General features: G+C 76.0%; 9 protein-coding genes and 1 pseudogene. 5 read left to right on the plus strand and 5 right to left on the minus strand.

Annotation, left to right across the window (positions count from 1 at the left end):
- Window positions 1-284, plus strand: a pseudogene (locus ACFW1A_RS33875) (SAM-dependent methyltransferase); the annotation flags it as partial.
- Here ACFW1A_RS33875 and ACFW1A_RS33880 read toward each other — a convergent pair.
- Together ACFW1A_RS33880 and ACFW1A_RS33885 are read right to left on the minus strand one after the other, a co-directional pair.
- Window positions 214-1584, minus strand: coding sequence for a nucleotide disphospho-sugar-binding domain-containing protein (locus tag ACFW1A_RS33880; RefSeq protein ID WP_380415915.1), 1371 nt, complete (start codon window positions 1582-1584; stop codon window positions 214-216). The pseudogene ACFW1A_RS33875 and the gene ACFW1A_RS33880 sit on opposite strands and share 71 nt — an antisense overlap.
- Before the next feature lie 216 nt (window positions 1585-1800).
- Complete coding sequence (locus tag ACFW1A_RS33885; protein WP_380415918.1) at window positions 1801-2667, minus strand: alpha/beta fold hydrolase; 867 nt, start codon at window positions 2665-2667, stop codon at window positions 1801-1803.
- A gap of 54 nt (window positions 2668-2721) precedes the next feature.
- Here ACFW1A_RS33885 and ACFW1A_RS33890 point away from each other — a divergent pair, with 54 nt between their 5' ends.
- The 3 genes from ACFW1A_RS33890 to ACFW1A_RS33900 all read left to right on the plus strand — a co-directional run bounded on the left by ACFW1A_RS33890 (window position 2722) and on the right by ACFW1A_RS33900 (window position 5470).
- On the plus strand, window positions 2722-3342 hold the full coding sequence (locus ACFW1A_RS33890; RefSeq protein WP_380415920.1) for a TetR/AcrR family transcriptional regulator: 621 nt from the start codon (window positions 2722-2724) through the stop codon (window positions 3340-3342).
- A 107-nt stretch (window positions 3343-3449) separates the two neighbouring features.
- Window positions 3450-4505, plus strand: a complete 1056-nt coding sequence (locus ACFW1A_RS33895; protein ID WP_380415922.1) for a substrate-binding domain-containing protein — start codon at window positions 3450-3452, stop codon at window positions 4503-4505.
- A 41-nt stretch (window positions 4506-4546) separates the two neighbouring features.
- A complete protein-coding gene (locus ACFW1A_RS33900; protein WP_380415924.1) occupies window positions 4547-5470 on the plus strand; it encodes a GNAT family N-acetyltransferase in 924 nt (307 codons plus the stop codon).
- A 53-nt stretch (window positions 5471-5523) separates the two neighbouring features.
- On the opposite strand, the gene ACFW1A_RS33905 is transcribed toward ACFW1A_RS33900, so the two are convergent.
- The 3 genes from ACFW1A_RS33905 to ACFW1A_RS33915 form a co-directional block, all read right to left on the minus strand.
- A complete protein-coding gene (locus ACFW1A_RS33905; protein ID WP_380415926.1) occupies window positions 5524-6597 on the minus strand; it encodes a substrate-binding domain-containing protein in 1074 nt (357 codons plus the stop codon).
- Window positions 6598-7148: 551 nt separating this feature from the next.
- On the minus strand, window positions 7149-8339 hold the full coding sequence (locus ACFW1A_RS33910; RefSeq protein ID WP_380415929.1) for an MFS transporter: 1191 nt from the start codon (window positions 8337-8339) through the stop codon (window positions 7149-7151).
- Between the two features lie 170 nt (window positions 8340-8509).
- On the minus strand, window positions 8510-8989 hold the full coding sequence (locus ACFW1A_RS33915) for a MarR family winged helix-turn-helix transcriptional regulator (protein WP_380415931.1): 480 nt from the start codon (window positions 8987-8989) through the stop codon (window positions 8510-8512).
- 113 nt (window positions 8990-9102) lie between these two features.
- Here ACFW1A_RS33915 and ACFW1A_RS33920 point away from each other — a divergent pair, with 113 nt between their 5' ends.
- Window positions 9103-9516, plus strand: a complete 414-nt coding sequence (locus ACFW1A_RS33920; RefSeq protein ID WP_380415933.1) for an organic hydroperoxide resistance protein — start codon at window positions 9103-9105, stop codon at window positions 9514-9516.
- Window positions 9517-9582 lie beyond the last annotated feature (66 nt).

The following is a 9582-nucleotide window of genomic DNA, read 5'->3' on the forward strand; positions in this document are numbered from 1 at the left end:
CGCCGGGCACCAGCTACTCCGGCGCCCGGCCGATCGCCGCCGTGGCGGCCGCCGAGGGTGCGGGCCTGGAGGTGGTGGACGTCCGTCAGGAGGCGCTGCGGATGGAGTTCCAGGACATCGCGGCGGTGGTCCACTTCCTGCGCAAGGTGATCTGGACCGTGCCGGGGTTCACCGTGGACGCCTACCGGGAGCAGCTGGCCGGGCTGCACGGGTTCATCGAGCGGCACGGGCCGTTCGTGGCGCACTCGCAGCGGTTCCTGATCGAGGCGGTCCGGGCAGCGTAGCCACCAGCTCGGCGAGGTGGCCCAGCGCGTCGTGGCGCGCGAACTCCTCGGCCAGGGCGGCGGCGCGCTCGCGGAAGGCGGGGGTGGCGAGCAACTGGTCCACGGCGGCGGCGAGGGCGGCGACGGTGGGGCGGTCGGTGCGCAGGTTGACGCCGGTGCCGGTCCACTCGACCCGGGCGGCGACCTCGGGCTTGTCCTCGGACGCACCCGCCACCACCAGCGGGACGGCGTGGCCGAGCGCCGCCTGCACGCCGCCGTAGCCGCCGTTGGTGACCAGGACGTCGGTGTGCGGCAGCAGGGCGTCGAACGGGACGAAGCCGGCCACCCGGGTGTTCGCGGGGACCTCGGGCAGGGCGGCGGCGAGCAGTCGCGGGCCGTCGGCGCGGGCGGTGGCCGCGACCAGCAGCACGTCCTCGCGCCCGGCCAGCGCCCGCACGGTGGGGGCCAGCAGGGCGCTGACGTCCGTGTTGGCGACCGTGCCCTGGGTCACCACGACGACCCGGCGCCCGGCCTCGCGGGCCCGCAGCAGCTCGGGCCACCACCCGGGCAGTTGCTGCGCGGCGCCGGCCGGGATCGGCACCGGGCCGATGAAGGAGACGTTGGCGGGCAGGTCGCTGCGCGGGTACTCGAAGCCGGGCACGGTGAGCTGCAGGAAGCGGTCGGCCGCGGCCGTCCAGACCAGGGAGAACGGGCCGTGCGGCAGGGTGACCCCGGCGGCGGCGAAGCAGCCGCGCAGGTACGCGGTCAGCGGCTTCGACCGGGCGGCCAGTTGCTCGCCCAGCACGGCGTACCAGGCCCGCTGCTCGGCGTCGACCGGCGGCAGCAGGCCCAGCAGCGGCGGCGCGGTGTCCCGGCTGGGGACGCTGAGCGGGGCGATCCCGATGCCGAGCACGGTGGGCCGTGCGCCGGGCGGGGCGGACAGGGCGAGCACGGTGCCGCCCAGGAAGAGCTTGTCGTGGATCACCACGGTGGCCGGGAAGTCCGCCAGCAGGGTGCGCAGGGCCTGGAACTGATCGGGCGTCGGGTCGCCGAAGACGTGCCGGAGGTCCCACCCCACCCGGTCCGGGCCGGGCGGGACCGCCTCGCGCGCGGGGAAGGCCGCGGCGAGGTCGCGGTCGTCGTAGTCCGCCCGCGTGGGCAGCGCGCGGAAGGCGACGCCGGCGGCCTGCGCCCCGGCCCCGTACCGGGAGCCGCCCAGGAACACCACGTCGTGCCCGGCGGCGGCCAGGTGTCCGGCGATCCGCAGCAGCGGACCGGTGTGCCCGGCGACGGGCGTGGCGGCGACGATCACCTTCGTCATGCTGGCGCTTCCCCTTGATCGGTCCTGAGCTGCGGTCAGCAGCCTAGGCAGGCGGGGCGGGGCGGGGAGCGGACGCCGGGCCAGGAATTCGGGCAGTCCGCGGGACGGGGGAGGGCCGGCTCAGGCGGGCCGGGTGGCTCACGGGGACCTGCGGGCCGCGGGCCGGGTGGCTCACGGGGACCCGCGGGCAGCGGCTGCGGCCCGCTCGGGCGCGGGCTACGCGGTGACCACCTGGCGCAGGATCCGGTCCAGCACCAGGTCCGGCCGGTCGGTGGGGAGGGCGTGGCCCGCGTCGGGCACCACCTCCACCCGGGCGGCCGGGACCAGGCGGTCGATCCGGTCCGCGACCGCGCGGGAGTCGTGCAGGGCGCTGCGGGCGCCGAGCAGGAAGAGGGCGGGGGCCTGAAGCCGGGTCAGCTCCTCGTCGGTGAAGACCGGGGGGACCGGCAGGGCGCGGCGGAAGCCCAGGCCGGCGCGCATCAGGGCCATCAGCTCGGTCTCCAGGATTGCGCTGTTGCCGACCAGGCGGGACAGCCGGGGGCGCAGGGCGCGCGGCGCGACGGCGGCCAGGCCGCCGGCGACGAGCCAGGCGTAGAACCGCGGACCGAAGGCGGCGAACCCGGCCGGGTCGACCAGGGTGAGCGAGGCGGCGCGGCCGGGGTGGTGGAGCTGGTGGCAGAGGGCCAGCCAGCCGCCGTAGGAGCAGCCCACCAGGTGGGCCCCGGTCAGCTCCAGGCCGGCCAGCAGCTCCTCCAACCAGGCGGCGCCGTCCCGGCCGTCGGCGATCGGCGCGGTCTGGGTGCTGGCCCCCGGCTCCCCGACGGTGTCGACGGCGATCACCGGGTGCCGCTCGGCGAGGCCCGCGACGTACCGGTGCCACATCAGCGCGTTGCCGCCGGAGCCGGGCAGCAGCACGACCGGTCGGCCGGTCGGCGGACCGGCACGGTGGACCCGGGTGCTGCCGAAGGAGGTGGGGACGTCGAGCGCGCGGCGTTCGCCGGGCCAGAGCTCGGCCACGGTCCGGTCGTAGGCGGCGAGGTAACGGTCACGGGCGTGGGCGCTCTTGAACTCGCTGATTCGCATGGTACATGTGTATCACAGCATGATACGGCTGTACCACGAAAGGGAGGTCGGGTCATGGCCGAGCGGGTCGACCACGAGGAGCGGCGGCGGCAGATCGCCGAGGCGCTGCTGCGGATCGCGGACACCGAGGGGCTGCAGTCGGCCAGCATGCGCGCGGTGGCCGCGGAGGCCGGGGTGTCGCTGCGGCTGGTGCAGTACTACTTCGCCACCAAGGAGGGGCTGCTGCTGGACGCCTTCGCCCGGCTCGGCGCGCAGCTGCAGGAGCGGATGGCGCGCCGGATCGAGGCCGCGGGCTCCCCGCCCACCCCGCGCGGGACGGTGACGGCGGTGCTGTCGAGCATCCTGCCCACCGATCCGGAGGGCCGCCGGATCACCAGGACCTACACCGCCTACTACACCCTGGTGCTGAACGACCCGGAGCTGATCGGCCGGCACGGGGCGGCCCAGCCGCTGCTGCTGGAGGGCTTCCTGGCCAAGCAGCTGGCGGCCGCCCGGGAGGCGGGGGAGATCCCGGCGGGCAAGGACCCGCAGATGGTCGCGGCCGGACTGCTGGCGATGGTGAACGGGCTGGGCTCCAGCGTGCTGGGCGGGCAGCGTGACGGCGATCAGGCGCTGGCGATCCTGCGGCACCACCTGGCGGAACTCTTCGAGGATGCCGGATCGGATGATCGATAGAACGGATTGAGTCGCACTTATTGGTCTCGAACGGATCGAATGATAGAAAGCGGTCCAACGAAGGAGACCCGTGCCGCCCCGCGGCGGCCGCCGTGGAAGGGGAGCCGATGGTCGTCCCGGCACAGGCGCGGCACGCGCGGATCCTGGAGCTGGTCCGGCAGGCCGGCACGCTGCGGGTGGCGGAGCTGGCCCGGCGGCTGGGGGCGCCCGCGGTGACGGTGCGGCGCGACGTCGCCGCGCTGGCCGACCGGGGCGCGCTGGTGCGCTCGCACGGGACGGTGTCGGCGGCGCCGCACCGCGGCGGGCGCCGGTGGGTGATCGGGATGCTGGTGCCGACCACCGGCTCCTACTTCGCCGAGGTGATCGCCGGCGCCCGCGCCGCTGCGGCGGCCGTGGACGCGCGCCTGGTGCTCGGCATCGCGCCCTACGCCGCGCGCGACGACCGGGCCCAGGTCGAGCGGCTGCTGGAGGCGGGCGTCGACGGGCTGCTGGTCGCCCCCAACTGGCTGCCCGGCGGCGCGGTGGCCGGGTTCGGCTGGCTGGACGCGCTGCCGGTGCCGACCGTGCTGGTGGAGCGCCGGGCGGCGCCCGACGGCCCCGGCGCGGCGCTGGACTCGGTGGGCTCGGACCACGCGCACGGGGTGCTGCTCGCGCTGCGCCGGCTGGCGGGGCTGGGCCACCGGTCGGTGCTGCTGGCCGCGCGCGACGACAGCTGGACGGCGCACCAGGTGCGGGCGGGGTACGCCGCGGCCGTCGCGGCGGTCGGTCTGGCGCCCTGCCCGGTCCTGGACGTCGAACACGTGCACCCCGGCGCCCGTGCCCAGCGGCTGGCCGACGGGATCGCGGCGGCGGCGCGGGCCCGGACCAGGGCGGTGGTGGTGCACAACGACAACGACGCGATCGCGGTGCTCCCGCTGCTGCGGACCCGCGGTCTGGCCGTGCCCGAGCAGGTGGCCCTGATCTCCTACGACGACGTGTACGCCGGCCTCGCCGCACCGCCGCTGACGGCGGTGGCGCCGCCGAAGCGGGCGGTGGGGGCCGCGGCGGCGGAGCTGCTGCTGCGCCGGCTGGAGGCCGGCGGGGTGGCGGCCGGCCGCCGGGTGCTGCTGCTGCCGGTGCTGCGGGTGCGCGGGTCCTGCGGAGCCCCGGTGGAGCACGGGTAACCCGCTCGACAGCGGGGCACCGGCTGACGCAGAGTCACGGCATGGTTGATCAGTCCCCCGTGCCCCTCCCGGCGCCGTACCGCGGCCGGCCCGCGACCCTCGCCGACGCCCGCGCGATCCACGACCTGGTGGCCGCCCGCGAACGCGCGGTGCTCGGCACCACCGAGACCGAACCCGACCGGATCCTCGCGGACCTCGGGGTGCCCGGCCTCGACCCGGCGCTGGACACCCTGCTGGTGCACGACCCGGCCGGGCGGCTGGTCGGCCGGGGCTGGGTGCGCGGCCGCCGCAGCGCGATCGACGTCCACCCCGACCAGCTGGGCCGGGGGCTCGGCTCCGCCCTGCTCGACTGGGCCGAGGCACGGGCCCGGCAGGTGGGCACCGAGGGGCTCAGCCAGACCGTCTCCGACGCCGACCGGCCGGCCGTGGCGCTGCTCCGCTCCCGCGGCTACGAGCCGTTCGTCACCCAGTGGCTGCTGGAGATCGCCCTGCCCGAGGAGCCCGAGGTGCCCGCGCCGCCGCCCGGGATCACCGTGCGGCCGTTCCGCCCCGGCGACGAGCTCGCCGCCCACCGGCTCACCGAGGACGCCTTCGACGAGTGGCAGACCCGGCGCAAGTCCTACGAGGAGTGGGCCGCGCACACCGTCGGGCTCGACAGCTTCGCGCCGGCGCTCTCCCCGGTGGCCTTCGCCGGGGCCGAGATGGTCGGCGCGGTGCTGGCGCTGGACCTGCCGGAGACGGACGAGGGCTACGTCGAGCGGGTCGCCGTCCGCAAGGACCACCGCAACCAGGGCATCGCCCGGCTGCTGCTGCGCGAGTCGTTCCGCGCCTTCCACCGCGAGGGCCGGCGGACCTGCGTGCTGTGGACCCACTCGGAGACCGGCGCGCTGTCGCTGTACGAGCGGGTGGGGATGTCGGTGCGGCGCAGCTCCTCGGTCTACGGCAAGGCACTGGAGCCGTCCTGACGCACGGGCAGGGGGCGGGCCGGACGGTCCGCCCCCTGCCCGGCGCGGGCCGGTCAGGCCGGCCGCTCGTCCGGGGAGCCGCCGCAGGAGGTGCGGACCTTGAGGTCGGGCAGCAGCTGCACGTGGTGCACCGGCAGGTCGGAGCCGTGCTCGATCCGACGGAGCATCAGCTCCACCGCGGCCGCGCCGACCGCGCGCTTGGGCGGGGCCACCGCGGTCAGCGGCGGGGCGGCCAGCGCGGCGAAGACGTCGTCGTAGCTGATCAGCGCGAGGTCGTCGGGGGCGCGCAGGCCGCGGGCCCGCAGCAGCGGGGTGAGCTGGATCGCCTCCTGGTCGTTGTGCACCAGCACCGCGCGCACCCCGTCCGCCACCTCTTCGGCGATCCGGGCGGCGATCGCCTCGGACTCCAGGCTCGGGCGGTGCACGTCGATCACCGGGCGCGGCTCCAGGCCGAGCAGCTGCACCGCCGCCGCGTACCCCGCCCGGACCTGGTGCGCCGTCCAGGAGTCCTCGCGCGCCGCCAGCAGCACCGAGCGGTGGCCCAGCGACTGCAGGTGGCGCAGCGCCAGCAGCACGCCGTGGCGGTGGTCCGAGCCCACCGAGTCCAGCTGGGCCGCGGCGCTGTCGGCCGGCGCCAGCCGCTCCACCAGCACCGCCGGAACCGGCAGCTCGCGCAGCCAGGCGGTGTCCCCGGGAGTGCTGCCCGGGCGCCAGTTGGGAGTGAGCAGCAGGCCGTCGAGCTCCGTGTCGAGCAGCTGCTCCACCTGGGCGCGGTCGTCGGCGCTCTCGTAGGAGGCGATGCCCAGCACCAAGCGGGCCCCGGCGGCCGCGGCGGCGGAGCGGGCGCCGTCGATCACCTCGTCGAAGTAGGTGCCGATGGTCGGCACCAGCATCCCGATCACGCGGTCCCGGCCGGCCCGGATCGCGGCGGCCTCCTCCTCCTGGGGCAGCGAGACCGCGCCGTGCGAGCGGCGCAGTGCCCCGCTGTCGGCGAGCGCGGCCACGTCCCGGCGCACGGTCACCGCGGCCGTGCCGATCCGCTCGGCCAGGTCCACCACCCGCACCGTGCCCAGCTCGCGGACCACCTCCAGGATCCTGGCGCGCCGTTCCTCCGCGGTGATGGTCATGGCTGTGGCCCTCCTCTGCCCACCGGGGCGCGGACCGGGTCGGACGCGCTCTCGGAGCAATTAGTATCACTCGGTCGTCAAATGATCGAGTGCCCCGCGGCGGGGCCCGGCCCACGGGGCGGCTGCGGCCCGCCCCGGTGCCGGCCGCCGCCCGAGGGGGCGTCGGTGGCCGAATGTCCGTTGCCCCGGCCGGACCATTCGGACACGAATCTCCCGCGGTGCGCCCCCTTCCACGTTTTCCACCTGCTGTTCCGTGTATGGAGGCACCCGCACACGCAACTCGCGTCACGTAAAAGGATGGTCCAATCTCCCGTTCGGCCGTTGTTCGGACTGACGGGCCTTCACTAGCCTCTGCGTCAGGTCCACCAGGCTCCGCGCACCGGCCCCCCACACCGTCCAGCCGGTTCGACCGCCAGGTCGCGGCAGGCCGGTCGGCCGCACCGCGACCGGGCGCCCCCACCGGTGCCTGGTGGCCTCCACGGGCTCACCACGCCCTCCTCAGCCGAGTGCCCGTCCTTTGCGACCCCGGGGCGGGCACTCGCCCATCCCGCTCACCCGGTCCGACCGGGGAGGGCGAGCACGGCCGCGGCGAGCAGCCCGCCCACCGTCCCGGAGACCAGCAGCGGCAGTCGGCCGTCACCGCCCCAGGCCAGGCCGGCCCAGAGCCCGGCGACCAGGACGCCCGCGCCGGTGAGCCCCTGGTACAGGCCCTGTGCGGTGCCCTGCGCCCGGTCGGGGGAGAGGGCGGAGATCCAGGCCTTGCCCACGCCGTCGGTGCAGGCGTTGAACCCGCCGTACAGGGCGAGCACCGCGAACACCTGCCAGGTGCGCTGCGCGAAGGCCAGGCCGAGGTAGCCGGCCGCGAAGAAGAGCAGGCCGACCGCGTAGACCGCGCGGTGCGGCAGCCGGTCGGAGAGGCTGCCGGCGGGGTAGGAGGCCGCGGCGTAGGTGAGGTTGTAGAGCGCGTACGCGCCGATCACCGCCGGGGTGGCCAGGCCGATCTGATGGGCCCGCAGCAGGAGCAGCGCGTCGGGGAAGTTCACCAGGGCGAAGAGGGTGAGCACGCCGGTGACCCGCCAGTACCGGGCCGGCAGCGTCCGGTACGGCACGGACGCGCGCCGGCCGGCGCCGGGCGCGGCCGCCGACCGCCGCCGCGGGTCGGCGACGGCGCGCACCAGCAGGACGCTGAGCACGGCGGGGATCACGGCGATCCAGAGCAGCGGGCGCAGCCGGTGGTCGAAGGCCTCGTACAGCGCCAGGCCGACGAGTGGTCCGACCACGGCGCCGGCGGTGTCGGCGGCCCGGTGCAGGCCGAACACCCGGCCGCGCTGCCCGGCCGGCACCCCGTCCACCAGCAGCGCGTCGCGCGGTGCGCCGCGCACCCCCTTGCCCAGCCGGTCGACGACGCGGGCGACCAGCACCAGCGGCCATGCGGTGGCCAGCGCGACGAGGAGCTTGCCGCACGCGGCGAGCCCGTAGCCGGTCGCGATCAGGGGACGGCGGTCGAAGCGGTCGGCGAGGCGTCCGGCGGCGAGCTTGGTGACGGAAGCCGCGCCCTCGGCGAGGCCCTCGATCGCGCCGACGACGGCCGCGGGGGCGCCGAGCACGGTGGTGAGGAAGATGGGCAGGATCGGGTAGAGCAGCTCACTGGCCGCGTCCTGCAGGAAGGACACCCCGCTGAGCACCTTGACGTTGCGGGTCAGCCAGCTGGTCTCGGTCGGGTCGGTCGGGGGCTCGGTCATGGCGGGCGGGACCTCCGGGATCGGCCGGGGCCACGCCCTCCTCGCGCAGGCCCTCGCGCCGGAAACCTACCCGCTGGGCCGCGGCCCCACGGGGAGCCGGCGCTCCCCGGCCGGGGCGGGTCCCGTCCCGGCTGCGGCCGGCCGATCGGCGGTCGGCGGCCCCGCAGGCCTCAGCCGCAGTCGGCGGGCGAGGCGGGCAGGGTGGTGGCGTCCAGGGCGGCGGTCAGGCGGTTGACCCGGTCGCGCAGGTCGATGATCTCGGCCAGGTCGAGGCCGGTGGCGGCGGAGACCCGGACCGGCAGGCGGGCGGCCTGCTCGCGCAGCGCGGCGCCGGCGGCGGTGGGCCGCACGGTGACCGAACGCTCGTCGGCGGCGCTGCGCTCGCGCACCACCAGGCCGTTCGCCTCCAGCCGCTTGAGCAGCGGCGACAGGGTGCCGGAGTCCAGGCGCAGGCGCTCGCCGATCTGCTTGACGCCCAGCTCGCCGTCCTCCCAGAGCACCAGCATCACCAGGTACTGCGGGTACGTCAGGCCGAGCTCCTGCAGGGCGTCGCGGTAGAGCGCGTTGAACGCCCGCGAGGCCGCGTGCAGGGCGAAGCAGATCTGGTTGTCCAGCCGCAGCCAGCTCTCGTCCACCCGGTCCTCGCTCATGGTGACCACGGTACCACTCACGCCATTTAGTTGCGCACAACTGAATCGTGTGATGTCATTCTCGACGAACGGACGACCGAACGACCGAGACACCCACGAGAAGGACGGTTCCCATGACCGCGCTCTACACCGCCGTCGCCACCGCCACCCACGGCCGCGAGGGCCGTGCCGTCAGCTCCGACGGCCTGCTGGACGTCAACCTCGCGCTGCCGGTCGCGCTCGGCGGCAACGGGCAGGGCACCAACCCCGAGCAGCTCTTCGCCGCCGGCTACGCGGCCTGCTTCGCCAGCGCCCTGGGCCTGGTCGGCCGCGAGGCGAAGGTCGACACCAGCGAGGCGGCCGTCACCGCCGAGGTCGGCATCGGCAAGGACGAGACCGGCTTCGGCCTGTCGGTCGTGCTGCGGGTCGAGCTGCCCGACGCCATCGACGAGGCCACCGGCCGCGCCCTGGTGGAGCAGGCCCACCAGGTCTGCCCCTACTCCAAGGCGACCCGCGGCAACCTGGCCGTGGAGCTGGTGATCGAGTGACCGTCTGACGACGGGTCGGGCCCGAACCGCCCGGGTGCGAGCGCAGCCGCTCGCACCCGGGCGGTC

Origin of the sequence: Kitasatospora sp. NPDC058965, from assembly GCF_042741245.1 — a bacterium.
Lineage (GTDB): Bacteria > Actinomycetota > Actinomycetes > Streptomycetales > Streptomycetaceae > Kitasatospora.

What these genes read in the sequence shown, in the direction of transcription:
- ACFW1A_RS33880 (WP_380415915.1), bottom strand. Translation starts at nt 1,584, where the DNA reads ATGACGAAGGTGATCGTCGCCGCCACGCCCGTCGCCGGGCACACCGGT.
- ACFW1A_RS33885 (WP_380415918.1), bottom strand. Translation starts at nt 2,667, where the DNA reads ATGCGAATCAGCGAGTTCAAGAGCGCCCACGCCCGTGACCGTTACCTC.
- ACFW1A_RS33890 (WP_380415920.1), top strand. Translation starts at nt 2,722, where the DNA reads ATGGCCGAGCGGGTCGACCACGAGGAGCGGCGGCGGCAGATCGCCGAG.
- ACFW1A_RS33895 (WP_380415922.1), top strand. Translation starts at nt 3,450, where the DNA reads ATGGTCGTCCCGGCACAGGCGCGGCACGCGCGGATCCTGGAGCTGGTC.
- ACFW1A_RS33900 (WP_380415924.1), top strand. Translation starts at nt 4,547, where the DNA reads ATGGTTGATCAGTCCCCCGTGCCCCTCCCGGCGCCGTACCGCGGCCGG.
- ACFW1A_RS33905 (WP_380415926.1), bottom strand. Translation starts at nt 6,597, where the DNA reads ATGACCATCACCGCGGAGGAACGGCGCGCCAGGATCCTGGAGGTGGTC.
- ACFW1A_RS33910 (WP_380415929.1), bottom strand. Translation starts at nt 8,339, where the DNA reads ATGACCGAGCCCCCGACCGACCCGACCGAGACCAGCTGGCTGACCCGC.
- ACFW1A_RS33915 (WP_380415931.1), bottom strand. Translation starts at nt 8,989, where the DNA reads ATGAGCGAGGACCGGGTGGACGAGAGCTGGCTGCGGCTGGACAACCAG.
- ACFW1A_RS33920 (WP_380415933.1), top strand. Translation starts at nt 9,103, where the DNA reads ATGACCGCGCTCTACACCGCCGTCGCCACCGCCACCCACGGCCGCGAG.